This is a genomic window from Paenibacillus terricola (assembly GCF_014779765.1).
GTDB classification, from domain to species: Bacteria; Bacillota; Bacilli; order Paenibacillales; family Paenibacillaceae; genus Paenibacillus_T; species Paenibacillus_T terricola.
In genome coordinates this window covers 887,921-913,093 of sequence record NZ_JACXZA010000002.1, presented here as the reverse complement: position 1 = coordinate 913,093, position 25,173 = coordinate 887,921, and the positions used below count along the sequence as shown (strand labels likewise).

Genomic DNA, 25,173 nt, shown 5'->3' with positions numbered 1-25,173 from the left:
TTCTTTAGTGTCCTGTCATAAATGGATAACAAGAAAGGTTACATATTTAAATTTATGTAACCTTTAGTGCGTTAGTCAGATGAAGTGGATGTATCGAATAAGCGAGAGAATTAGGGGGGTGCTACTTGTCCTCCCGCTTGTGTGTTAGATGTTTGTTATCTAAAGTGCGATTGTTTCAAATTCGACTATCCAGTATTTCGTAGCAATAGAGATTTCGAAAGGGAGGGGATATGTTAGTGTTTAGAAGAATAGTTTCGGTGCTGACAATTACAGTTCTTCTTGCTATTCCTGTTCCCGCTGTTTCGTCCGCCAAGGTTGATCACTCGAATGACACGTATGAAGAGACTGACACTTCGTTCGACGCACAGTTTCTTGCGAATGCCAATATGACGTTGCATAAACCGAAGGAGCAAGCTGTTAAGTCAGAGACGGATGCAATCCAATCAGCTTCCTTATATTTTCCCTTATCTTCTACGGCGAAGAGCATAAAGGTGGAGTATCAACTGCTTACGGCACCGATACTATCATTCTCCGAATCAGCCATTCGCAACAACGATAAGCTAAAGGTGAATGGACTACGTGACACGCCTGTTTATATCGTGACGTTTCAAGGCGTGCGGTTCCCAGCAGCGGGCGGCAATGTTGCTGGCAGCGACTCGGAACGTGTTATTTTCACCGAAAATAATGTCGTTGTCGATGCGACTTCAGGAGAAGTATTATTCTCATTCAGCCATCAATCAGGAGTGAAGGTTTGTCGTACTTTCGACAAGGAAATTAAGGTGATGAAATAATTTTTCAAAAAAATTGTTTACCAGAAGGTAAAAATTTGATACGCTATAGCCAATATTAAATGCGATGAAGAGAAGAGTAGATAAACGAAGGTTTTCACAGAGAGCTCCGGCAGCTGGAAAGGAGCAAAGCACCGTTTATTGAAAAAAGGCTCAGAGCAGCACGCCGGAACTTGGTTAGAGGGGTGGCGTGACAGGTGCTCCTGTTACAGAGCTGGAGTATAAGCTTTGCGATTGCAAAGCCGTACTCGACGAGGCTAACAACGGCGACGTTGTAGCGAATCTAGGGTGGTACCATGAGAATATAATCTCATCCCTAAGACTTTTAATTTAAGTCTTGGGGGTGGGATTTTTTTGTTGTTCCAGCGGAATACGTAAATCGTCTACAATGAAGACATTGAGAACTTCTTATGCGGTCACAATCGTTATTTGCACCATATCATAATTGGGTATAGAGGAAAGGATTGAACGATAAATGGCAAACAAATTGAAAGTTGGTATCGTTGGCGGAACGGGCATGGTAGGTCAACGTTTCGTTGAACTTCTTAATAATCACCCTTGGTTCGAAGTAACGGCAATCGCAGCAAGCGCAGGCTCCGCTGGCAAAACGTACGAGCAATCGGTACAAGGCCGCTGGAAGCTGGAAACGCCGATTCCTGACGCTGTGAAGCAAATCGTCGTTCAAGACGCTTCGAAAGTAGAAGAAGTGGCAAGCGGCGTAGACTTTATTTTCTGCGCGGTAGATATGAAGAAAGACGAAATCAAAGCGCTCGAAGAGGCATACGCGAAGACGGGTACGCCGGTTGTATCGAACAACTCGGCTCACCGCTGGACGGCTGACGTCCCAATGGTTATTCCGGAAATCAACCCAAGCCACCTCGAGGTTATCGAAGCGCAGCGCAAACGTCTCGGTACGACGACGGGCTTCATCGCAGTTAAACCAAACTGCTCGATTCAAAGCTACGTTCCAGCGCTGAACGCGCTGCTCGATTTCAAACCGAAAACGGTTGTTGCATCGACGTACCAAGCAATCTCCGGTGCAGGTAAGAATTTCACGGACTGGCCTGAAATGCTCGACAACGTGATTCCTTACATCGGCGGCGAAGAAGAGAAAAGCGAGCAAGAGCCGCTTCGTATCTGGGGCAGTGTAGAAGACGGTCAAATCGTGAAAGCAAGCGAACCGCAAATCACGACGCAATGCATCCGCGTACCGGTAACGGACGGCCACTTGGCGACGGTATTCGTGAAATTCGAGAATGCGCCAACGAAAGAAGAAATTCTGGAGCGTTGGGCTAACTTCAAAGGCCGCCCGCAAGAGCTCGAGCTGCCAAGCGCGCCGAAGCAGTTCATCACATACTTCGAAGAAGAAAACCGTCCGCAAACGAAGCTCGATCGCAATATCGAGAACGGCATGGGCGTATCCGTTGGTCGTCTGCGTGAAGATTCGCTGTACGACTTCAAATTCGTAGGTTTGTCGCACAACACGCTCCGCGGTGCAGCTGGTGGTGCTGTCCTGATCGCAGAACTGCTGAAGGCCGAAGGCTACATTCAACCCAAAGCTTAATCGCTGATATATCGTATAAGAGCAAGCTGCCTGATTCATTCAGGAGCTTGCTTTTTTGCTGTATAGGATGTCCCGCTTCGGCACAAACTTCACATGGCAATCTAGGCGGAGATCGGGAATTGAGGAAGGAGCGGTTGTGATGGAAAATGAAGTGCTGGAAGCCATACGCAAGCTTGCACAGCCGTACTTAGGGGCCGATGCCGCAGGAGCTACTGCCTTGCTGCAGCAGGCTGGCAGTGCAGATTTCGTGCTGCTCGGCGAAGCCTCGCATGGCACGTCACAATTCTATACGGATCGTGCGGCACTATCGAAACGACTTATTACGGAATATGGATTTCGATTCATTGCCGTCGAGGGAGACTGGCCAGCATGCTACACGTTGAATCGGTATGTCAAAGGATATGAGGATGGCGGTGCTAACGCACGTGATGCGCTGCGTGACTTCGAGCGTTGGCCGACTTGGATGTGGGCGAACCGAGAGGTCATTGAGTTAGCTGAATGGATGCGTGAATATAACAAGTATAAGCCTGACGCAGATAAAGTCGGGTTCTATGGCATCGATATGTACAGCCTATGGGAGTCTATGGAAGCGATTCTGGAGTATCTGGAATCGAAGCCAGGAAGCGACCTTGATGCGGCACGTAAGGCTTTCGAATGCTTCGAACCGCATGGCCGGGATGAGCAACGGTATGGGGCATCTTCCGCATTGTTCGGTGAAGGCTGCGAAGATGAGGTTATTGCATTGCTTCGTAAATTGCAGGATAAGTGGCAGTACGCGGATTCGAACGATCGGGAGGATGTGTTCAGCGCCGAGATGAATGCTTTTGCTGTGGCTGGCGCAGAATCGTATTATACGACGATGATCCGTCAAGACGCAGACTCTTGGAACGTTCGCGATCGACATATGGTGAGTTCGCTAGAACGGCTGATGACGTTTCATGGCGAAGGCGCCCGTGCGATCGTATGGGAGCATAATACCCATATCGGTGACGCGAGAGCGACCGATATGGCCGAGGATGGAATGGTTAACGTTGGCCAGCTGTTGCGGGAGAAGTATGGCGATAAAGTGTTTGCCATCGGTTACGGAACGTATTCAGGAACGGTTATTGCTGGTCGGTCTTGGGGGATGGAGCTTGAAGTGATGCCCGTACCTCAAGCGATGGCGAAGAGTTGGGAAGAGCTGCTGCACCGAACAGGCTCTGACAACAAACTGCTGGTGTTCCGTAGCAGTGAGCCAACGATTCTCGATACAGTTACGCTCGGTCATCGGGCAATTGGAGTTGTCTATCACCCCGAGCGCGAGCGGGGCAATTACGTGCCGTCCGTTCTGCCCGAACGGTACGATGCGTTCATCTATTTCGACGAGACGACAGCGTTGTCGCCATTGTCGAGAGAAGCGGTTCATATGTAGGGTGCCACGCCAAAAGTCGCTCTGAATGCGGCTTTTTCTTTGTATGCAGATAGATCGGGATATTGCTAATTCATGGACACTCGTATACGCTAGTTTACAAGATTGTGCAAGCTACATGTGGACGGTAGAGGAGTGAACGCCAATGTCAAAAGTATTTTTTATTTCCGATCATCACTTTGGCCATAAACATATTATTGACTTCGAATCGCGGCCTTTTAAAGATGTGGATGAAATGAACGAGGTCATGATTGAGAAATGGAATGCCGTTGTCGGCAAGCAGGACAAAGTGTTCCATCTTGGCGATTTCTCGTTCTTGAACAAAGAGAAGACGAAGGCGATTGTGTCACGTCTGAACGGTTACAAGATCCTTATTCTCGGCAACCATGATCGCGGACGCTCCAGAGCGTGGTGGCTTGATGCGGGCTTCGACGAGGTGAGCGAATATCCGATTATTTATAAAGACTTCTTCTTCCTGTCGCATGAACCGTTGTATATGAACTATCACATGCCGTATGTGAATGTCCATGGTCATATCCATTCGCAGAAGTATGAAGGAATCAACTATTTCAACGTTAGCGTGGAGCATTGGGACTATACGCCGCTGACTTTCGAGCAGATCCGAGATAGCGTTGTGCCAAGCGAGGAGCAATAAGATGAAGGTCGTATACGCAGGAAGTTTCGATCCCGTTACATTGGGTCATATCTCGGTCATAGAACGAGCGGGCCATCTGTTCGACGAGGTGCATGTCGTCATTGCGAATAATCGAAGCAAGAAGCATCAGTTCTCGATTGAGCAGCGTACAGCGCTTGTGAAGCTGTCGATTGCTCATATGACGAATGCGGTCGTCGTCCCATTCGGGGGTATTACGGCGGACTATGTGAATGAGAATGGCATTGCCGCCGTCATTCGCGGCATTCGCAACTCAACGGACCTCGAATATGAGCTGCAGCTGGAGCAGTATATGAGAAGCACCTCGAATGCGGATACAATCTATCTGTCTCCTTACACCAAAGATATTCAGACAAGCAGCTCGCTGGTGCGGATGTTCATTCAATCGAACAAAATCGACAAGGCTAAGGATTATATGCATCCGGATGCTTATAACCAGATGGTTGAATTCATTCAATCTTAATTATGAAATCAGCGTGGAGGAACATAGATGAAACGAAATCAACTTGGTCGATCGGACCTGTATGTAAGTGAAATCGGACTTGGCTGCATGTCGCTTGGAACCGAAGAAAGTAAGGCTGTGTCGATCATCGAAGAAGCATTGGAACTTGACATCAACTTCCTGGATACGGCCGATCTCTACGATGCAGGACGGAATGAAGAGCTAGTCGGGCGTGCCATCCGTAACCGCCGAAGTGACATCATTCTTGCAACGAAGGTTGGCAACCGCCGAATTGAGGGGCAAGACGGCTGGTCGTGGGACCCGTCCAAAGCGCACATACTTAATGCCGTTAAAGATAGCCTTCGCAGACTTGGCACCGACTACATCGATCTCTATCAGCTGCACGGAGGGATGATTGATGATCCGATAGACGAGACGATTGATGCGTTCGAGACGCTCAAGAAGGAAGGGCTCATTCGTCATTACGGCATCTCGTCGATCCGTCCGAATGTCATTCGTGAATATGTGAAGCGCTCCACTATAGTCAGTGTAATGAATCAGTACAGCATGCTGGATAGAAGGGCTGAGGAAACCGTATTGCCGCTGCTTGGTGAGAATGATATCGGTCTTATTGCTCGCGGCCCGCTGGCGGGAGGCATTCTGACCGAACGCGGAGCAGCAAAAGCTGAACGGAGTTACCTTGACTATTCGGCTGAGGAGCTTCCGAACATTCGACAACAATTGCAGGATTTGACCGGGGATGGTTATTCGTTGGCGCAGCTGGCGATTCGGTATTCACTGCATGATCCGACCGTTAGTGTCGTCATACCAGGTGCAAGCAGCATGGAGCAGCTTCGCTTGAACGTATCGGCGGCTGAAGCGCCTCCGCTTACACCGGAGTTGGCTGCGGCAATTCGTGCGATCACACGTCCGAATACGTATACAGCGCATCGATAGCACATAAATTTAAATGCCTTATCCACCGCGAATTACGCGGGCAGGATAAGGTTTTTTTGTTGCGTTCAGAACTCTTCACAACATTTGGGATTGACGCGAGCGAGAAAACAGGCTACATTGATTTAGTAAATTAGTAATTTAGTAAATAAGTAAAACGAGGAGTTGTTGTTCAACATGTGGTCCAATCGTTATGTCCGAACCATCTTTCTGTCGAGGGTGCTCCTGCATCTCGGTATTTGGATTCGGAACTATGCTGTTCTGCTGTATGTAACGGAACTGACAAACAATAATCCAGTTGACGTATCGCTCATATCGGCTGCTGAATTCGCGCCGATCTTCTTGTTTGCGTTAATCGGTGGGACGTTCGCCGATCGTTGGCAGCCGAAACGGACGATGGTGTGGAGTGATCGGTTGTCTGCATTATCGGTAGTCGCTGTATTGATCGCACTAATCTATGGGGGATGGACCGCGCTTCTTGTTGGTTCATTCATATCGGCCAGTCTGTCACAGTTCTCGCAGCCATCTGCAATGAAACTGTACAAACAGCATGTGCCAGGGGAGCAGCTTCAGCGTGTGATGGCCATGTATCAAACGCTTGTTGCCATCTTCACGGTGTTAGGTCCCGTGGTCGGTACGTTTATTTTTATCAAATTAGGAATTCATACTTCCCTTATCCTGACGGCGATTCTGTTCTTCGGGGCATCCGTGATCCTAGCGACGCTTCCACGAGACGTAGAAGAGGAGAGGGGTGAAGCTTCGGGCAGTTTCTACAAAGAGCTGAAGGCAGGGATGAATTATATTGCTTCCAATCATACGCTGCGCACGCTTGGACTTACGTTCGGCGTTGTTGGACTTGCATCAGGCGTAACGCAGCCGCTTCAAATTTTCGTTGTGATGGAACAGCTTGGACAAGATAAGTCGTTTCTGCAGTGGTTTGTAATGACGAGCGGCGCTGCGATGCTCGTAGGCGGTGCGATCATCATGAGCTTAGCGAAGAAGGTGCGGCCGCAACTGCTGCTTATGTTTGGTCTACTTGTAACGGCGGTGTGCACGGTTGGCATCGGCGCTTCGACCTTCATCTGGCTCTCGATTATATTGGTTGCCATCAGCGGGTTGGTTTATCCATGTATTCAAGGCGGGATTCAGACGCTTCTTGTTCGCAATACGGAGATGGCGTATATGGGCCGTGTGTCCGGTGCGATCATGCCGATCTTCATGGGGATGATGGTGCTCGGCATGTTCTTGTCAGGTATTCTGAAGAAGGCATTCTCGCTGCTTGCCGTGTACGAGTTGAGCGGAGTGATGATCGTTGTAGGCGCATTGCTGTTATTGCCGCTTGTGAGATCCAAGCAGAAGAAGACGGAGAAACAAACGGCAATCGGTTAACTGGATGCCATTAAATCATAATTAACGATGCAGGGGCTGCCTACGGCGGTCTCTTTTTTTGTCGAGATTAAACGCGAAATAGGGCGAGTGGTCTCGATTTTTATGTTTTTTTTATACCGATGACTCTGATCTTTACCCACGATTTATCCATTCCCGTTCTATGATTGCACTGTAACAAGCAGATTGCTGGAAAATGTTCTCTTAAGGAATTGGAGGTTGGATCGGATGCTTGACGTTGGCGTGGTCGTACTGCTCGCTTGCACATTTGGATTGTTCTATGGGTTCGTCCATTGGTGCGGCCGTGTGGTGGATGGGGAAGGAGAGGAAACACGATGATTATCGTGCTTGGTGCTGCTTTATTGATCTTCATATATTTGATCATCGCACTCATAAAGCCAGAACGATTCTAGGAAAAGGATGATGTTGAATGGGTATTGTGCAAATTGCCGTCGTACTAGCGGTATTGGTGTTACTCGTCAAGCCGCTTGGAACGTACGTTTATCATGTTTTCTCTAATGAACCGAATAAGACGGATCGAATTTTCGGATCGGTTGAACGATTCATTTACGGACTAATTGGACTTCGTAACCGCGAAGGAATGACTTGGAAGAAGTATGTAGGGGCATTACTGCTCACGAACGCTGCGCTTACGCTAATCTGCTACCTTATTCTGCGCATCCAGCAAATACTGCCGTTTAATCCGAATGACGTAGGCGCAATGGAACAAACCCTTTCATTCAATACGGTTATCAGCTTCATTACGAATACGAATCTTCAGCATTACAGCGGGGAGTCGGGCTTATCTTATTTCTCCCAAATGGCCGTCATTATGATGATGATGTTCACGTCGGCTGCGACAGGCTTTTCGGCGGCAATTGCATTCATCCGTGGCATGACGAGCAGAGGGAATACCATCGGCAATTTCTTTATGGATTTCGTTAAGGCGCATACACGGATTTTCTTGCCTGCAGCCATTATCGTCACGCTGGTTCTGGTTGCCCTGCATGTGCCGCAGACACTGCAGTCGACGTTAACCGTTACAACCTTGGAAGGTGCTGTGCAAAATATCGCCATCGGTCCTGTTGCATCGCTAGAATCGATCAAGCATCTAGGTACGAATGGCGGGGGATTCTTCGGAGCCAACTCATCACATCCGTTCGAGAATCCGAATGGACTGACGAACGTCATTGAGATCCTGTCCATGTGGGCGCTGCCTGCTGCACTGCCTTATACATTCGGGCTATTCGCCCGCAATCGTAAGCAGGGATGGGTCATTTTTAGTGCAATGATGGCACTATTCTTTGTTTTCCTCGCTACGGTGTATTCGGCTGAGCTGCATGGCAACCCAGCGATGAACGCGCTAGGCATTGATACATCTCAAGGCAGTATGGAAGGTAAAGAGGTTCGATTCGGTATTCCGCAATCCGCACTGTTCACTGCCGTAACGACAGCGGCGACGACGGGTACCGTCAACAACATGCATGATACGCTGACACCGCTGGGCGGTCTCGTGCCACTTGCCGAGATGATGCTTAACTGCGTATTCGGCGGTAAGGGCGTTGGCTTAATCAATATGCTCATGTATGCCATTCTTGGGGTTTTCATAGCAGGTCTTATGGTTGGTCGTACACCTGAATTTCTTGGCCGCAAAATCGAACCACTCGAAATGAAACTTATTGCTATCGCGATTCTGATGCATCCGCTCATCATTCTTGGACCAACGGCTATTGCGTTCTTAACGGAACTCGGCAAAGGTGCGATCAGCAACGCGGGATTCCATGGCATTACGCAGGTGCTCTATGAGTACACGTCCTCGGCGGCTAACAATGGATCAGGCTTTGAAGGTCTGGCCGACAATACGTCATTCTGGAACATCACGACTGGAATCGTCATGCTGCTCGGTCGCTATGTATCGATGATTGCGATGCTCGCGGTTGCTGGTTCATTCGCGCGGAAGCAGTGGGTGCCTGAAACGATTGGCACGCTGCGGACCGATAATCGTTGGTTCGTTGGCATACTCATCGGAACGGTTCTCATCATTGGTGCATTGACGTTCCTGCCTGCCATTGCACTTGGACCAATCGCTGAACATCTGACGCTTGGTTAACCCTAATAATCGAGGTGACATTAAGTTATGCAATCATTAACCCGTAAATCGATGATATCCTCTACTATTCTTAAGGAAGCGATTATCGATAGTTTTAAGAAGCTCAATCCAATTGCCATGATGAAAAATCCTGTCATGTTCGTCGTCGAAGTGGGCACGTTCATCGTATTGCTTACCGTATTGCTTCCTGATTTCATGGGGGCGACAGGGCATATTGGATTTAACCTTACGGTCTTCTTCGTACTCCTTATAACGGTTCTCTTCGCTAATTTCGCGGAAGCGCTGGCTGAAGGGCGCGGCAAGGCGCAAGCCGACTCGCTCAAGAAATCGAAACAGCAGCTTTCTGCCAATAAGCGAACGTTCAGCGGCATTAAAGTTGTGCCATCGACAGAGCTTCGCAAAGGCGATATTGTAGTCGTCTCGCAAGGCGAGATGATTCCAGGTGACGGGGAAGTAATTGAGGGCTTGGCTTCAGTAGATGAATCGGCGATTACTGGAGAATCAGCACCCGTTATTAAAGAGGCTGGCGGAGATTTCAACTCAGTAACCGGCGGTACACGGGTCGTCAGCGACCAGATTGTTGTTCAAATTACAAGCGACCCCGGCGAATCATTCATCGACCGTATGATCTCGCTTGTGGAAGGCGCTCAGCGGCAAAAGACGCCGAATGAGCTTGCACTAAATACGCTGCTTATTAGCTTGACGATCATCTTCCTTATAGTCGTTGTTACACTTGCTCCAATTGCACGTTACGCAGGCGTAGACATAGAAGCGCCGGTGCTTATCGCGCTGCTCGTCTGTCTCATTCCAACAACGATCGGCGGTCTATTGTCTGCGATCGGTATTGCGGGGATGGACCGAGTTACACAATTTAACGTCATCGCGATGTCCGGAAAAGCAGTTGAAGCCGCAGGCGATATCAACACGATGATCCTTGATAAAACAGGTACCATTACATTCGGTAATCGAATGGCGAGCGCATTCATCCCAGTGGGCAATGAGACGATTGATACCGTTGGATATTGGTCCGCGATTTGTTCAGTCCAAGATGAAACGCCAGAAGGCCGATCGGTAATCGATCTGATGCGAGCAGAGCATTACCAATATGATGAGAGGCTTGCAGAGGACGCGGCTTTCATCGCCTTTAAGGCTGAAACGCGAATGAGCGGTGTGGATTTGCAGGATGGACGGCAGGTACGCAAGGGAGCAGTAGATGCTGTTAAGCAGTGGGTGAGTGCGCGAGGCGGTTCGATTCCAGCGGACCTGGATGAGAAGGGGAATGCCATCGCTTCGAAAGGTGGTACGCCGCTTGCCGTAGCGATCGGCAATCGAATTGTTGGCCTGATCTACCTGAAGGATACGGTGAAACCGGGAATGCGAGAGCGGTTCGAGCAGCTGCGCAAGATGGGTATCAAGACGATTATGTGCACGGGCGATAATCCGTTGACCGCTGCAACCATTGCGCTTGAAGCTGGGGTAGATGATTTTATAGCAGAGAGCAAACCTGAAGATAAAATCGCTGTTATTCGCCGTGAACAGGCAGAAGGCAAGCTTGTTGCAATGACCGGCGACGGCACCAACGATGCGCCGGCGCTGGCACAAGCCGATGTTGGCCTTGCGATGAACAGCGGTACGACTGCTGCGAAAGAAGCGGCTAACATGGTCGATCTCGACTCCGATCCGTCGAAGATTATCGAAGTGGTCTCGATCGGCAAGCAGCTGCTCATGACCCGGGGTGCGTTGACGACGTTCAGTATCGCAAACGATGTTGCGAAGTATTTTGCCATCATACCTGCCTTGTTCACGATTGCAATTCCAGAGATGGCTGGATTGAATATCATGCAGCTTGGTTCACCATCCTCTGCAATATTATCCGCACTTATCTTCAATGCGATCATTATTCCGCTGCTTATTCCGCTCGCGATGAAAGGTGTCGCATATAAGCCGATGAGCGCAATGAAGCTGCTCGGAAAGAATATGACCATCTATGGACTTGGCGGCATTATCGCACCATTCATCGGCATTAAGCTGATCGACTTGGTCGTGCATCTATGGGTCTAGATCGAAAGGACGGAAATAAGATGAAGAATTATGGGATCGTAGCCATTCGTGCAAGTATAGTGTTTATAGTCATATGCGGCATTCTATATCCACTCGCTTGCACAGGTCTAGCGCAATTGTTTATGCCCAGTCAGGCTAACGGCAGTCTAGTAAGCAATACTGATGGTGAAGTGGTTGGATCAGCACTTATCGGTCAGCATTATGATAACCCAGCTTACTTCCAAAGCCGAGTATCGAGTATTGATTATAATGGGGCAGGGTCGGGATCCAACAACTATGGACCTTCCAATCCTGTTCTGCTGCAACGTACGAAGGATTCAATTGAAGCGTGGACAACAGCCAATCCTGATGTCCCTGTGAGTGAATTGCCAATCGCACTCGTGACTAACTCCGGCTCTGGCCTTGACCCACACATAACGCCAGCATCTGCAGAGGTACAAATCCCTCGGATCAGCAAGTTGACCGGGATTTCACAGGAGCGGCTGCATGAACTGGTGAAGAAACATACTGCTGGCCGTGATCTCGGATTGTTCGGCGAGCCCCGTGTGAACGTATTGGAGCTGAATATTGAGCTGCAAACCATGATAGCTAAGTAAAGTCCGCCCTGTCTATTCTGCGGAATAGTCAGGGTTGCTTCGCGTTTATTGTCTGTTGCAGCTTATACTGCTTACTTCATGGGAGGCTCGAAGATGGACACGTTTCGAAGGAAGACACCTGAACAGATTCTTGCTTCTATAACCAAGCTGCAGCAAGGGAAGCTCAAGATCTATATCGGCGCTGTGAACGGTTCTGGCAAAACTTATCACATGCTGCTGGAGGGACAGTCACTGCAAGCCGGAGGGATTGACGTCGTCATCTGTGCAGTCTCCACGATGAAACGTCCCGAAACAGCGGAGAAGCTGGGGTCGCTCGAACGAGTGCCAAGCATCCGTTGGGACAAGAATGGCGCTCTGCACAAGGATCTGAATTTAGAAGCTTTGCTGCACAGGAATCCGGAGGTTGTGTTGGTTGATGGCCTGGCTCATCGGAATCGGCCGGGTGCGCAATTCGCGACACGTCTGTTGGATATTCAATATTTGCTGCGCCATGGAATCAGTGTCATCACAACCGTGAACGTATATGAGCTGGATGGTGTAACCCGTCTTGCTCATCGATTGACTGGTATTCGGGCAGAGGATACCGTTCCTGCGGAGACGCTCGAGCTTGCAGACGAAGTACGGCTTATTGATGTTACGCCGGAGACGATGCTGCAACGGGTAAACGATGGGAACCTTCATGGCATAAAAGATGTATCTATGCTCAAGAAAGGCAATCTAGGTGTATTACGCGAGTTGGCACTTCGACTTATGGCGGAAGATGTAAACGGATCGCTGGAGAAGCATCGGGAAGCGGAAGGCTTAACTGGTCCTTCAGGTGCATCCGAGCGGGTCATTGTCTGCGTACAATACCGATGGAACAGCTCTACCTATATTCGGAGGGGTCAGCAGATCGCTAAACGGTTGAACGGGGAACTGAATGTCATATCGTTCGTGAAAGAGCATGCGGTTCTAACGAAGGAAGAGAGCATGTTCAAGCGGATGATGTTAAAATTGACAGATCGGATAGGGGCGCATACACACGAGCTGCCCTTCAACGGCAGGAGGCAAATTCCGAAGCTGCTCAGTAAATATGCTACGAAATACGGTGTGACCCGTATCGTTCTGGGACATTCCAAGCACAGCCGTTGGAAGGAATTATTGTATGGTTCGATCGTGAACGGCATTCTAGGCAGCGTTCGGAACGCAGATGTGCTGTTTGTAGCGGATAACATGAATCTGAACAGTGAGCAGAAGCTTGTGGAAACGGCTAATCCATCACGCCGACCTTCGAAGAGTTATAAGAGGCTCAGCGAACAGGAAGTAGAACAGCAGATCGGAGCGCTGAAACGCGGAACATTCAAAGTGTATATCGGCGCGGCTCCGGGCGTAGGCAAAACGTACACGATGCTTCGGGAAGGTAACGCTTTGCTGCGCAAAGGAATCGATGTTGTTGTCGGTCTGCTCGAGACGCACGGCAGATCGGAGACCGCCTCGCAGATCGGCAATCTTGCGAGCGTACCGCAAGCTGAATTCGAGTATCGGGGAACGAAGCTGCGGGAGCTTAATGTGAAGGCGATTATTGAGCGGAATCCAGAAGTCGTCTTGATTGATGAGCTGGCACACACGAACGTGCAGGGGACGGCTAACCGAAAGCGTTATGAAGATGTTCTGGAGGTGCTGGCTGCAGGCATTTCAGTCATTACGACGATGAACGTGCAGCATCTTGAAAGCTTGAACGATTCGGTCGAACAAATTACAGGCATTCGTGTAAGAGAGACGGTGCCCGACAGCGTTATCCAGTCCGCGGATGAAGTGGAGCTAGTCGATGTTGCGCCAACGGCGCTTCAACAGCGGATGCGTGAAGGCCGTATCTATGCGGCGAATAAGATTGATCAGGCGCTGGGCCATTTTTTTCGAACGGGCAATCTGATCGCATTACGTGAATTAGTGCTTCGAGAAATCGCTGACGATGTGGATGAGCGGCTCGAGGCTCGGGAACACAACCAATCCCTTCGCGGCCCTTGGCGCAGAGAGGAAAGAGTATTCACTGCTGTAACGCTGTCACCTAACGCTGAACGCTTGATTAGGCAGGGGTTCCGTCTGGCGCACCGGTTGAAAGCACAATGGCATGTCATGTATGTGCATCCTGCCAAGCTGCTATCCGAGAAGGAACAGAAGCGGGTAGAGGCCATAGAGGAATTGACCGAACGACTCGGCGGCAGCTTCGAGCTTGCCTTTACGAATTCTAGAAGAAGTGTCGCTTCTTCACTATTGGAACGTGCGAACGCCTTGCATAGCACGCAGTTGATTGTCGGGCAATCATCAAGACGGTGGCGGCTCGATTGGTTCAACCGCTCTGTCATTAAGACGATCGTGCAGCAGGGACGCAATCTTGATGTTCTCGTAGCTGCCCGTTTTGAGGTATGATCTAGCTGGATAGATAATTAGGATGTGATCGGTTGGAGAGGCACTGGGCCTATGCATGGGTAACGCTTGCTGTCGCGCTGCTTACCTATATTTTTAAAGATTTGGGACTATCATTCGATCCGGCGAATATTGCACTTATCTATTTGCTTCCGGTTCTGCTTAGTGCCGTATATTGGGGAAAAGGTGTTTCCTACTACGCGGCGGGGCTAGGCGTGCTTGCTTTCGATTTCTTCTTTGTTCCGCCTTTTCTAAGCTTCTCGGTGTCGGATCTGCGTTATCTGGTTTCGTTCATCGTCTACTTCACCGTTGCCGCTTTGACAGCAAGTTTAGCCGCAAGGTTGAAGAGAGAGCTGCAATATTCGAAGCTGAAGGAAGCACAGACGGCATCACTCTATGCAATTAGCAAACAGTTGAGCGCATTTACAGATATACAAGCGCTGCTTCATAATGTAACGGCTCAAGTATCGGACACCTTTCAGACGGAGGCAGCCATATACTTGACCGCTAATAAGGAAGAAGACGAAGTGCGAGTAGCCGCGGCCTCTTCTGCTGCTTCGAATTGGGGCAGCGGCGAAGCAGAGCTAGTCATCGCCAATTGGGTTTATCGGCAAGGGAGAATGGCTGGACGCGGTACGACGATGCTCGGTGAGACGACTGGACTGTATATTCCTCTGCGGACGGAGGAGCACATACATGGTGTGCTCGGGGTGAATCTTGGAACTGCCGTGTTGACTGCCGATCAGCTGCGTTTCCTCGAAGCGCTTGGCGGTCTAGCCGCAAGTGCCATCGTGCGCGTCAAGCTGAGTGAAGAAGCAAAGTTGGCTCATCTAACGGCGGAATCGGAACGAATTCGTACGGCTATTCTGGATTCCGTCTCGCATGAGCTGCGGACGCCGTTAGCTGCATTGATCGGTTCAGCAGGCGCATTAATCGAAGGAGACAGCCTATTCTCGGCTGAAGATCGGATGTCGCTATTGACCACAATGCAGGAAGGAGCGCTCCGCATGAATCGGCTCGTCTCTAACTTGCTCGGCATCGTACAGCTGGAGAGCGGTATGCTAAAGCTGCGTTCCAAATGGTGCGATATCGAAGATATGATTGGCGTTGTGCTGAAGCAGGTGGAGGCGAGTATTTCGCATCGTAGGGTTCGGGTAGAACTGTCGACTGATATTCCCCTCATTCAAGGCGATGAAGTGTTGCTCGAGCAGGTGTTGACGAATGTGATGAGCAATGCGATCAAATATTCGCCAGATTACAGTGCGATTACTATTCGAGCTCAAGTGGAAGGCAGAAGCCTCATACTGATGGTCAGCGATCAAGGTCTTGGCATTGCGGCGAATGATCGCGAGCGGATTTTCGATAAATTTTATCGGTCAGCTCGAACGGGACATTTGACAGGGACGGGGCTTGGGCTTGCGATATGCAAAGGCATTATTGATCTGCATGGCGGTATCATTGAGGTAATGCCTAATGAAGAAGGGCAAGGTACTATCATAGCCATTACGCTGCCTATTCAACAGGAGCAAGTTGTTAAGAGTCATCAGGAAGGAATGGAACAAGAATGACGGCATCGGATAAAGGAGCAAGAATACTCGTCATTGATGATGAACCGCAAATTCGCAAGCTTCTTAAGGTAACGCTAACGGCTCATCATTTTGATATCGAAGAAGCATCGACAGGTGAGGAAGGCATAACGCAAGCTTCCATGCACCCGCCTGACTTAATCTTATTGGATCTCGGGCTGCCGGATGTGCAGGGACTCGAGGTCATGCGCCGCATTCGGGAATGGACCAGTTTGCCGATTATTGTTCTTACCGCAAAAGATCGGGAAGCGGATAAAATCATTGCACTCGATAGCGGAGCGGATGACTATGTGACTAAGCCATTCGGAATGGGTGAACTTATTGCCCGCATTCGCGTTTCTCTTCGACATGTCGCCAAGACGGTATCTGAGCCAGTTCTACGATTCGGGTTATTGTCGATCGACCTGGCACATCGGTTAGTTGAGTTGAACGGTGAGCGGGTTAAGCTTACTCCTACGGAGTATGATTTGTTGAAAATTCTAGCTTCCAATGCGGGTAAGGTCATTACCCAGCGCCAGCTGCTGCAGCAGGTCTGGGGCGGCCATACAACGGAAACAGAAGCGCATTATCTGCGCGTATATATCGGTCATCTGCGTAAAAAGTTGGAGGAAGATTCGACGCGTCCGCGATTCATTGTGACGGAGCCTGGGATTGGGTACCGTTTTCAAATGCAGGATTAGTGGTTTACAAGTTTAGCTAGAACAATAGAAAGCCGCATTGGACTCACGTCCGATGCGGCTTTGTTGCGTAGGCAGAAAATGATTTGAACCGTTTGTTGCCTATTCTTGGTTGTAAGATGTTGCTAGAATAGCAACTGTCCCAGTCTGCAGGGGCATTAACAATAGAAAGGAGGGATAGCGATCGAACAGCAGCATTACAATCACGTATTTCATCGTGGTGGCGTTGTCTGGTTTACCGGCTTGTCCGGATCAGGGAAAACGTCGATCAGTCAACAAGTTGAACAAATGTTAACCAAGCTTGGATATCGGTGTGTCATTCTCGATGGTGACCAATTGCGAGCTGGCCTTAATCGGGATCTAGGCTTCACGGAAGCGGATCGTACAGAGAACATTCGCCGAGCTTCGGAAGTAGCCGCCATGTTTCTCGCTGTCGGATTTATTGCGCTAGTGCCGATGATTACGCCAACAACGGCAATGCGGGAGCAAGTTCGGGGGCGTTTCGAACCGGAATCATACGCAGAAGTCTATGTCCAATGTTCACTTGACGTATGCGAAGAGCGGGATCCCAAAGGGTTGTACCGGAAGGCTAGACAAGGATTGATTCGGAATTTCACCGGCATTGATGCTCATTATGAACCACCGATGCAAACCGATCTAACCTTAGAAACGCAGCATCAATCGATAGAGCAATGCGCGCAGCAACTCGTCGAGTTTATTGAACGAAAGTATACGTTACAAAGAGAAGGAGTAGATAATCCATGATAAAACCGTCTCAAAGCTATACGATCTGGTTCTCTCAACGGACAGGAAGCACGCTGCTTAATACAGCTCTTGCTTCTACAGGGGTAGCAGGCAATCCAGCGGAATGGCTCAACTACCAATGGAACGATCCTTCATCGTTCAAGCTCGAGAACCTCGAGAACATTTGGCAGCAAGGAACGACACCGAATGGACTGTTCGGAATCAAAATCGGATATGAGCAGCGATGGATCGATGTATTTCGCGAATTGTTCGATTTGACGCATGAGGCTTCGAGTGCCGAGGTGTGGAGCACGGCATTCCCGAATTGCAACAAACATATCTACATGACTCGCCGCAACAAAGTGAGGCTCGCCGTCTCATGGCTGAGAGCTATCAGATCCGATGAATGGCATCGCATTGCAGGTGCACCACCGAAGGAATGTGATCTGGCTGACAAGTATGATTATGATGCAATCCATCATCTCATTCAGGAAAGCGTTATGTTCGAAGCCGCACTTGAAGATTTCTTCACCCAGAATGGCATTTCGCCGATGACGGTTGTGTACGAGGATTTCATTCTTGATTATGAAGGAACCGTTCTGAAGGTGTTGGAATATCTCGGCGTTTCAACGGAAAGCGTGAAGATAGCTGCCCCAGCATTTGACAAGATCGCAGATGAACATGCGGAACAGTGGGTACAGCGTTATCGCGAAGACTGTCAGAAAGGGTGGCCGAATGTAAGATGGTAGAACGATACATGAGAATTCCCAACGCTGTAGTTGCTGAATTTGTAGATATTCACGATTCCACGTAGCTGGTGATATAACAGTTGTCGTTAGAAATGAAGAAAGCTGCCGTTAAGCCGGCAGCTTTCTTGCGCTATTCAGAGGATCAGCCATGCACGGCGGAATCAAGACTTCCTTCGCTGCTTGATAACGGAAATGATTGGCCCTAGGAAAAGTATGATTCCAAGCGGCAGCATAAACATCCATTGTTCGTAAGCGATCATGAGGATCAGGTCCCACATACTCGATGGACCTGAGTTAGGTCCATCACTGAAAGGATAGGCGAACAGCGCAGGTAATGTTCCAATACCGATGAATAGTATCCCGATGAGGACGGAGAGTAAATAAACTGCTTGTCTGAGAAACATCCCTATTACCCCCTTATCATGGATGGGATAAGAATCACTACCATGTAGGACGTAACTGACGTAATGTAAGTTGCGCAATTCGATAGGATGTTTGATCTTTTGTCAAATCCTGTTACGTGATATATTCAGAAATATTGGATGCACTTTGCACCACATTGGCTAATATGTCATCTCGCGATGGGGAAGGGACATCAGAATGACGATTAGAACGATATTGCCGTTTGGCGATCCGATCTTGCGGAAGGTTGCAAGACCTGTTGAGGAGCTGGATGCGAGAACGTTAAAGTATCTTGATGATATGGTCGAAACGTTGAACGCCGAGGAAGGCCGTGCAGGTTTAGCAGCGCCTCAGGTCGGTATTCTGCGACGATTGATTGTAATGGATTGCGGGGAGGGATTAATCGAGCTGATTAATCCGGAAATAATCGAAATGCAAGGCGAGCAAGAGGGAGCCGAAGCATGCTTATCGTATCCCGGATGGTACGGAATAGTGAAGAGAGCGAATTACGTGAAGTTGACCACCTTGAATCGGCAAGGCGATCGAATCGTGCTCGAAGGGGAAGGCTATTTGGCTAGATGCATGCAGCATGAGATTGACCATTTGAACGGCATATTATTTGTTGACCACGTGCGCGACCAATGGTTGTATCATGAAGCAGCCAAACAAAAAATCGATCTGCTGAGCGTCATTCGAACAACGAATCAGATTTAGCCAACAACACGAGAGCGGGGAAGACAATGCAGGAATGGTCTTATCATGTAACAGACCAATGGGACGAGGAACGCTGGAATGCGGCGGAGCTTATCTATGAAGAAGCGTTCCCGCTTGATGGCAAGAAGACGCGAACCATTGTTAAAGGCATGTTCGCGAAGCGAATGTGTCAGCTGCATACGTTGGAGCAAGACGGGAAAATGGTGGGCATGGCCATATCGGGCGTGGATGCGTCGGCGAGTGCATTAATCCTCGACTATTTAGCTGTTCGTGCGAATGATCGTGGGACCGGTATCGGAAGGTTACTGCTGGATCGGATCAAGGAATGGGCGCGCGAGCAACAAGGTTGTCGAGGATTAATCGTCGAAGTTGCGGAAGCCACAGCAGACAATGAACAGCGCATTCGATTCTGGCAGTCGAACGGCTTCGAGTTGACCGATTACGTGCATCATTACATATGGGTGCCGGAACCGTATCGGGCGATGGCTTTCAGCTACGATTCTTCCGACAAGTTGCCCGATGACGGCAAGCAGTTGTTCAAGAGCATTACGCGGTTTCATGAGAAGGCGTATCGGGGAATGAAGGAATAGAAGGGAAGCTGCAGGTTGTGCGCCGGCAGCTTCTTTATTTTGCAACAACACTTATTCGTATCCACCTTCTGTTTCAGGCAAAGCTTGATAGGCTTCCTTCAGTGCAACAATGTGCTGAATGTCTTGTCTCAATTGCAGCAGCTGTTTCGCATCCTTGGTCGTCGTACACGATTCGTCGGTCCACGAGAATGATGCGGTATGACCATTTGCTGTTACTTTCCAGCTATCGGTATTGCTCGGTATTTGTGCGCAACCATTCTCAGAAGATAGCTCTTTCGGCCCCATGATATCGATGTCTTTCATCATCTTGTAGATCTTGCTTCGTTCTTCTGAAGTGAACGTAAGATCAGCTGTTGCCGTACCTTTCATTATCAGATCCTTCGTGACCGTCCCCGAATACGTATCAATCACATTCTTCGCCACATCGCCGTATCCATAGCTGACCATGAAGTCGAAATCGTCTGGCATTGTATCCGGCATTGTGAATTGTTGTTTAACTGGAGTTTCTGCTGAAGTAGAGGCAGTTACTTGCATTGATGTAGTCTTCGAAGAGGGAGTCTCTTCTTTATCGCCTGTTTTCGATTGTGTCGAACAACCTGTCAGAATCAACAACCCAGCGATTATTGTGTACAAAGTCTTTCGCATGAACAAGTAGACCTCCTTTCACAGGATATGACGAGATCCGTGCGAGATAAGTTGCGATAAAAAAAGCGATCGCAGGAAGTTAGCCATATCGGCTACTTCTTGCGATCGCGTTCGTCTTTATTCTGTTGTTTCTGTTTTAAGTATACGATTGTCGCCATAGATCTCAGAGAGATGCTTTACATGGGCTTGACCCCATTCGCTTATTGATTGAATGAGAGGGGTAATGCCTTGCCCGTACTCGGTGATCGAATATTCAACCTTCGGCGGAATTTGCAAATATACTTTGCGATGGACGATATCGTGATATTCAAGTTCGCGCAGCTGTGCCGTCAACATTTTCTTCGTAATGCCCGGAATCGCCTTCTGCAATTCACTGAACCGTAGAGTACCGTTCGTAAACAACGAATACAGAATAATCGGCTTCCATTTCCCTACCAGGATCTCTAATGCTGTTTCAATTGTACAATTACTATGGTCTTCCATAAATACGTCTTCGCCTCCGGGAACCCGCGTCATTATTAAGGTATCCAAAAGGATACTATGTTTATTTGAAGTGCCTACTTCCGACGAATGGTCCTAGACCTTATTATAGCGCTAGGAGCCTAAAGAATACAACACAACAACTTAAGGGGAGAGTACGAAATTATGAATATCGCATTATGGATTGTACAGGGTTTAATGGCACTGGCTTTTATTATGGCAGGCATGATGAAATCATTCGGGTATGAGAAAGCAAGAGCTTCGATGCCTTGGGTGAAGGAATACTCCAAAGGTTTCGTTAACTTCATCGGCGTTGCGGAACTGCTGGGCGGTATCGGACTGATTCTGCCGTGGGCACTTGATATCGCATCCGTATTGACGCCGCTGGCGGCTGTTGGACTAGGGATCATTATGGTGCTCGCTGTAGGCTTCCACGTTAGACGCGGCGAGAAGCAAGGAGTCGTTCCAAGTATTGTTATGCTTGCACTTCTCGTCTTTATCGCGATTGGCCGTTTCTAGTGAAGGGGGCATAATAAAATATGCTGTCACCCGTATTTTTAGCCCATGGTTCGCCTTTTACGATATTCGAACAGTCGGAATTCACACAGTTTCTTAGACATTTCGGCCAGCAGCATCGTCCGAAGGCGATCGTTATTTTCTCTGCGCATTTCGAAAATGAGATTACGACCATCGCGCCAACGGATGGTGTTCATGAAATGGTATACGATTATTACGGATTCCCTGATTCGTTCTATCAGGTTCAATATCCAGCTAGAGGCTCCATGATCGTCGCCTCAATCATAGAAGAACGGCTGAAGAAGCACCGCATTCCGGTACAAACGCATTATCGCGGGCTTGATCATGGCGTATTCCCGATCATGATGCATGCCTATCCCGAAGCGGATATTCCAATCGTACCGGTGTCCGTCAACCCGTTCCTATCGGCGCGCCAGCAGATTGCGATCGGCGAGGCGCTGCAAGGATTGGAACAGGAGGGCATTCTCGTAATCGGCAGCGGCTTCATCAGCCATAACTTCAACGAGTTCGATCGCAATAAGGATGCTCCGCCGCGGGAATGGGCTATCGAGTTCCGGGATTGGATTCGGGAGAAAGCATTAGCAAGGGATATAGAAGCATTAAGCCAATATGCCACGCTTGCGCCACATGCGATGCGAGCTGTACCCCGAGCGGAGCATTTTGTTCCATTGTTGATTGCAATGGGGAGTGGAGATCCTAATGGAAACCCTCGTATTCTGTTCGATACGATTGAACATGGCAGCGGCACTACATTTTCGATTCAGTTCTAACAAGAGAACCATGAATCTTCGCGTCAGGCGATGACCATAAGTAAGACAAAGGATGCCGCATGAAGTGCGGCATTCTTGTTGGTATACCAATATATTTTTGACCGTTACGCTTCTGATTGATACAATGAGATAAACTATATGATTATACTCCGTATAGATTGGGCGTGGCGGCAATTGGACAATAACAACGAACCGATAACCGTATGGTTATCGTTATCTCAACTTTATTCCAGCATCTCTGATAAATTAGAACAAGCTCTTCAACAGGAATATGGATTGTCCTTGAAGGAATTCTCGGTGCTGTATTTCATCTCTAATAGCGAAGAAAAGAAATTACGGCTGCAGTCGTTACAAGAAATGGTAGGATTAAGCCAGAGCGCGACCTCCAGGCTTGTTGTACGTATGGAGGCCAAGGAATGCGGCGCATTGCATCGACATATGTGTACAGATGATCGAAGAGGGATCTATACGCAAATTACTGAAATCGGTGAAAGCAAATTCCAGCATGCACTGCAAACCTTTAATCAAGTCCTTCAATCCGAGCTTCAAAGAGAAGGGCTACAAGCTGAATTCCAGAGCATTATTCAGAAATTGTTCTGATTGATGAAGTCCCTTTGAAAGGGACTTGACATCCATTTGTTATTACGTTAATTTATATGCATGCGCATATATCTATTCACTTTGACATCATACATGCTTGCGCATGCATATATAGAGATTGTTGGTTTGGAGAGGAGCACATTTCATGAAAGACCTATTTAGTTCCTACACGTTTAAAGGATTAGAATTGAAAAATCGGGTAGTTATGCCGCCAATGTGTCAATATTCGGTTGAAAACAAGGATGGTATCGCGACAGATTGGCATTATATGCACTATGTAAGTCGTGCAATTGGTGGAGCGGGCTTAATCATCATTGAAATGACCGATGTTGAGCCGGATGGTCGCATCTCTGACTTTGATCTTGGACTATGGTCTGACGAGCAAATACCAGCATTGAAACGAATCGTTGATGCTTGCCACCAATACGGTGCCAAAGTTGGTATTCAAATTGCGCATGCCGGCCGTAAAGCAGAGGATGCGCCCGTCCCCGTTGCGCCATCTGCCATTGCTTTCGACGAGAGCTACAAAGTGCCTCGTGCCCTTACGACAGAAGAAGTACAAGGAATGGTGGAGAAGTTCCGATCTGCAGTTGCTCGTGCAGTTAAAGCGGGGGTCGACACCATTCAATTACATGGCGCTCACGGCTATTTGATTCACCAATTCCACTCGCCGCTGACGAACAGACGAGAGGATGAATATGGTCGGGATCTGAATCGATTCGGCCGCGAGGTTATTCAAGCTGCAAAGTCTGAAATGCCAGCAAACATGCCGCTCATGATGCGTATTTCGGCCAAAGAATACGTGGAAGGCGGATATGACATCGAGGAGAGCATCGCGTTTGCTAAGGAGTATCAGCAAGCAGGAGTCGATATGTTCGATGTGTCGTCTGGCGGCGAAGGGCCGATCGCAGCATTTGGCAGACCGGGGACGCATGCAGGTTATCAAGTGCCATTAGCTCGTGCAATTAAGCAAGCGCTCGATGTTCCTGTTATCGCAGTCGGAAGGCTGGATGATCCGATTCTTGCGAATTCGGTCATTGGCAATGAAGATGCCGATCTTGCGGCTGTCGGAAGAGGAATGCTTCGAAATCCTTATTGGACATTGGAAGCTGCTGCTCGTCTAAGAAAAGAAATCGCGATTCCTACACAATATAAGTTTGGGTTTTGAAATTATCCAATGAAATGACTATTTGAGCATTTCTTAAATTAAGGGAGGATTCACTATGACAACGAATACAACTTTAGAGCCGCTATTTACCTCATTCACTTTGGGTAACCTGACCCTGAAGAACCGGACCGTCATGGCGCCAATGACACGAAACATGTCACCGAATGGTGTTCCTGGAGTGGATGTTGCTGCCTATTATCGCCGCAGGGCTGAGAATAATGTTGGGTTGATTATTACAGAAGGTACCGTTATCCAGCATGCTGATTCGTCTAATCAGAAGAACGTGCCTTTCTTTTATGGAGAGGAAGCATTGCGGGGTTGGGCTAACGTAGTGTCTGAAGTACATGCTGTTGGCGGCAAAATCATCCCGCAAATTTGGCATATGGGCGCACGCGGCAACGTTAACGAATACTCGGAGTCCGAGATTGCAGCAATCATTGAAGCATTCGCGCAAGCGGCAGCTGATGCCAAACGTATTGGATTTGATGGCATTGAACTTCATGGCGCGCATGGGTACTTAATTGATCAGTTCTTCTGGGAACAAACGAATCAACGTACGGATCGTTATGGCGGCAGCTTGATTGCTCGTACACGATTTGCACAAGAGGTGATTCAAGCGTGCCGTCGTGCAGTTGGCCCGGATTTCCCAATTGTGCTGCGTATCTCGCAGTGGAAAGGCGTAGACTACAAGGCCAAGTTAGTTACAACGCCGGATGAGCTTAAACAGTTCCTACAACCGCTGGCTGATGCAGGCGTGGACATTTTCCATTGCTCGACACGTCGATTCTGGGAGCCTGAATTTGAAGGCTCTGACTTGAATCTTGCGGGATGGGTCAAACAGCTTACGGGCAAACCAACGATAACGGTCGGCTCGATTGGGTTAGACGGAGACGTCACGACTCTATTCGCTGAAGGAAAAGGTGCCAACACGGCGGGCATTGAGGGATTGCTTCCGAGGTTGGCGAAAGAGGAGTTTGATCTTGTTGCGATCGGTCGAGCGTTATTGGTTGATCCTGCTTGGGCGGCTAAAGTCTCGAGCGGACGCACGGATGAATTGATTCCATTCAATCCTGAGGCGCTTAAGACGCTATATTGAGAATTGTTGTCGTGAGACAAGAGGATA

The 25,173-nt window shown here is 48.8% G+C and carries 26 protein-coding genes and 1 other annotated feature; of the genes, 23 read left to right on the top strand and 3 right to left on the bottom strand.

Annotation, left to right across the window (positions count from 1 at the left end; genetic code table 11):
• The first annotated feature begins 236 nt into the window (after positions 1-236).
• The 16 genes from H8B09_RS11540 to H8B09_RS11465 all read left to right on the top strand — a co-directional run bounded on the left by H8B09_RS11540 (position 237) and on the right by H8B09_RS11465 (position 18,144).
• Complete coding sequence (locus H8B09_RS11540; RefSeq protein ID WP_191203630.1) at positions 237-791, top strand: hypothetical protein; 555 nt, start codon at positions 237-239, stop codon at positions 789-791.
• Between the two features lie 55 nt (positions 792-846).
• Positions 847-1,109: a binding site (T-box leader), on the top strand.
• Between the two features lie 154 nt (positions 1,110-1,263).
• Entirely contained in the window at positions 1,264-2,352 is a 1,089-nt protein-coding gene (gene asd, locus H8B09_RS11535) for an aspartate-semialdehyde dehydrogenase (RefSeq protein WP_191203629.1), read from the top strand.
• Positions 2,353-2,491: 139 nt separating this feature from the next.
• Positions 2,492-3,763: an erythromycin esterase family protein gene (locus tag H8B09_RS11530; RefSeq protein ID WP_191203628.1), complete on the top strand. Its 1,272-nt coding sequence runs from the start codon at positions 2,492-2,494 to the stop codon at positions 3,761-3,763.
• Positions 3,764-3,905: 142 nt separating this feature from the next.
• Positions 3,906-4,415, top strand: coding sequence for a metallophosphoesterase (locus H8B09_RS11525; protein WP_191203627.1), 510 nt, complete (start codon positions 3,906-3,908; stop codon positions 4,413-4,415).
• A gap of 1 nt (position 4,416) precedes the next feature.
• The gene (gene coaD, locus H8B09_RS11520; RefSeq protein WP_191203626.1) at positions 4,417-4,896 is read left to right on the top strand and encodes a pantetheine-phosphate adenylyltransferase; all 480 of its coding nucleotides are present in this window, start codon (positions 4,417-4,419) and stop codon (positions 4,894-4,896) included.
• 27 nt (positions 4,897-4,923) lie between these two features.
• Entirely contained in the window at positions 4,924-5,832 is a 909-nt protein-coding gene (locus H8B09_RS11515) for an aldo/keto reductase (protein WP_191203625.1), read from the top strand.
• A 174-nt stretch (positions 5,833-6,006) separates the two neighbouring features.
• The gene (locus H8B09_RS11510; protein ID WP_191203624.1) at positions 6,007-7,218 is read left to right on the top strand and encodes an MFS transporter; all 1,212 of its coding nucleotides are present in this window, start codon (positions 6,007-6,009) and stop codon (positions 7,216-7,218) included.
• A 332-nt stretch (positions 7,219-7,550) separates the two neighbouring features.
• On the top strand, positions 7,551-7,628 hold the full coding sequence (locus H8B09_RS31225; RefSeq protein WP_224753537.1) for a potassium-transporting ATPase subunit F: 78 nt from the start codon (positions 7,551-7,553) through the stop codon (positions 7,626-7,628).
• A gap of 17 nt (positions 7,629-7,645) precedes the next feature.
• Positions 7,646-9,325 carry a potassium-transporting ATPase subunit KdpA gene (kdpA, locus tag H8B09_RS11500; RefSeq protein WP_224753474.1) on the top strand — a complete coding sequence of 560 codons (1,680 nt, stop codon included), beginning with the start codon at positions 7,646-7,648 and terminating at the stop codon, positions 9,323-9,325.
• Between the two features lie 27 nt (positions 9,326-9,352).
• Positions 9,353-11,386: a potassium-transporting ATPase subunit KdpB gene (gene kdpB, locus H8B09_RS11495; protein ID WP_191203622.1), complete on the top strand. Its 2,034-nt coding sequence runs from the start codon at positions 9,353-9,355 to the stop codon at positions 11,384-11,386.
• Positions 11,387-11,406: 20 nt separating this feature from the next.
• A complete protein-coding gene (gene kdpC / locus H8B09_RS11490) occupies positions 11,407-11,982 on the top strand; it encodes a potassium-transporting ATPase subunit KdpC (protein WP_224753473.1) in 576 nt (191 codons plus the stop codon).
• A 93-nt stretch (positions 11,983-12,075) separates the two neighbouring features.
• Positions 12,076-14,391, top strand: coding sequence for a histidine kinase (locus tag H8B09_RS11485; protein ID WP_191203620.1), 2,316 nt, complete (start codon positions 12,076-12,078; stop codon positions 14,389-14,391).
• Between the two features lie 32 nt (positions 14,392-14,423).
• A complete protein-coding gene (locus H8B09_RS11480) occupies positions 14,424-15,956 on the top strand; it encodes an ATP-binding protein (protein WP_191203619.1) in 1,533 nt (510 codons plus the stop codon).
• A complete protein-coding gene (locus H8B09_RS11475; protein ID WP_191203618.1) occupies positions 15,953-16,654 on the top strand; it encodes a response regulator in 702 nt (233 codons plus the stop codon). The genes H8B09_RS11480 and H8B09_RS11475 overlap by 4 nt, the downstream gene beginning before the upstream one ends.
• 174 nt (positions 16,655-16,828) lie before the next feature.
• Positions 16,829-17,416, top strand: a complete 588-nt coding sequence (gene cysC, locus H8B09_RS11470) for an adenylyl-sulfate kinase (protein ID WP_191203812.1) — start codon at positions 16,829-16,831, stop codon at positions 17,414-17,416.
• Positions 17,413-18,144, top strand: a complete 732-nt coding sequence (locus H8B09_RS11465; protein WP_191203617.1) for a Stf0 family sulfotransferase — start codon at positions 17,413-17,415, stop codon at positions 18,142-18,144. The genes cysC and H8B09_RS11465 overlap by 4 nt, the downstream gene beginning before the upstream one ends.
• 161 nt (positions 18,145-18,305) lie before the next feature.
• On the opposite strand, the gene H8B09_RS11460 is transcribed toward H8B09_RS11465, so the two are convergent.
• Positions 18,306-18,548 carry a hypothetical protein gene (locus H8B09_RS11460; protein WP_191203616.1) on the bottom strand — a complete coding sequence of 81 codons (243 nt, stop codon included), beginning with the start codon at positions 18,546-18,548 and terminating at the stop codon, positions 18,306-18,308.
• A gap of 196 nt (positions 18,549-18,744) precedes the next feature.
• Between H8B09_RS11460 and def the strand changes: the two genes are divergently transcribed.
• Together def and H8B09_RS11450 are read left to right on the top strand one after the other, a co-directional pair.
• Positions 18,745-19,260: a peptide deformylase gene (gene def / locus H8B09_RS11455; RefSeq protein ID WP_191203615.1), complete on the top strand. Its 516-nt coding sequence runs from the start codon at positions 18,745-18,747 to the stop codon at positions 19,258-19,260.
• Between the two features lie 26 nt (positions 19,261-19,286).
• Positions 19,287-19,850, top strand: a complete 564-nt coding sequence (locus tag H8B09_RS11450) for a GNAT family N-acetyltransferase (RefSeq protein ID WP_191203614.1) — start codon at positions 19,287-19,289, stop codon at positions 19,848-19,850.
• Between the two features lie 51 nt (positions 19,851-19,901).
• On the opposite strand, the gene H8B09_RS11445 is transcribed toward H8B09_RS11450, so the two are convergent.
• Both H8B09_RS11445 and H8B09_RS11440 read right to left on the bottom strand, forming a co-directional pair.
• A complete protein-coding gene (locus H8B09_RS11445; protein ID WP_191203613.1) occupies positions 19,902-20,495 on the bottom strand; it encodes a hypothetical protein in 594 nt (197 codons plus the stop codon).
• Between the two features lie 117 nt (positions 20,496-20,612).
• Positions 20,613-20,978 (bottom strand): winged helix-turn-helix transcriptional regulator, encoded by a 366-nt coding sequence (locus H8B09_RS11440; protein WP_191203612.1) that lies wholly within the window; start codon positions 20,976-20,978, stop codon positions 20,613-20,615.
• A gap of 162 nt (positions 20,979-21,140) precedes the next feature.
• Here H8B09_RS11440 and H8B09_RS11435 point away from each other — a divergent pair, with 162 nt between their 5' ends.
• The 5 genes from H8B09_RS11435 (at position 21,141) to H8B09_RS11415 (ending at position 25,146) form a co-directional block, all read left to right on the top strand.
• Positions 21,141-21,494, top strand: a complete 354-nt coding sequence (locus H8B09_RS11435; protein ID WP_191203611.1) for a DoxX family protein — start codon at positions 21,141-21,143, stop codon at positions 21,492-21,494.
• 20 nt (positions 21,495-21,514) lie between these two features.
• A complete protein-coding gene (locus H8B09_RS11430) occupies positions 21,515-22,282 on the top strand; it encodes a DODA-type extradiol aromatic ring-opening family dioxygenase (RefSeq protein ID WP_191203610.1) in 768 nt (255 codons plus the stop codon).
• 174 nt (positions 22,283-22,456) lie between these two features.
• Positions 22,457-22,882 carry a MarR family winged helix-turn-helix transcriptional regulator gene (locus tag H8B09_RS11425; RefSeq protein ID WP_191203609.1) on the top strand — a complete coding sequence of 142 codons (426 nt, stop codon included), beginning with the start codon at positions 22,457-22,459 and terminating at the stop codon, positions 22,880-22,882.
• Between the two features lie 145 nt (positions 22,883-23,027).
• Positions 23,028-24,050 (top strand): NADH:flavin oxidoreductase/NADH oxidase, encoded by a 1,023-nt coding sequence (locus tag H8B09_RS11420; protein ID WP_191203608.1) that lies wholly within the window; start codon positions 23,028-23,030, stop codon positions 24,048-24,050.
• Between the two features lie 55 nt (positions 24,051-24,105).
• A complete protein-coding gene (locus tag H8B09_RS11415) occupies positions 24,106-25,146 on the top strand; it encodes an NADH:flavin oxidoreductase (protein WP_191203607.1) in 1,041 nt (346 codons plus the stop codon).
• The last annotated feature ends 27 nt before the right edge of the window (positions 25,147-25,173 follow it).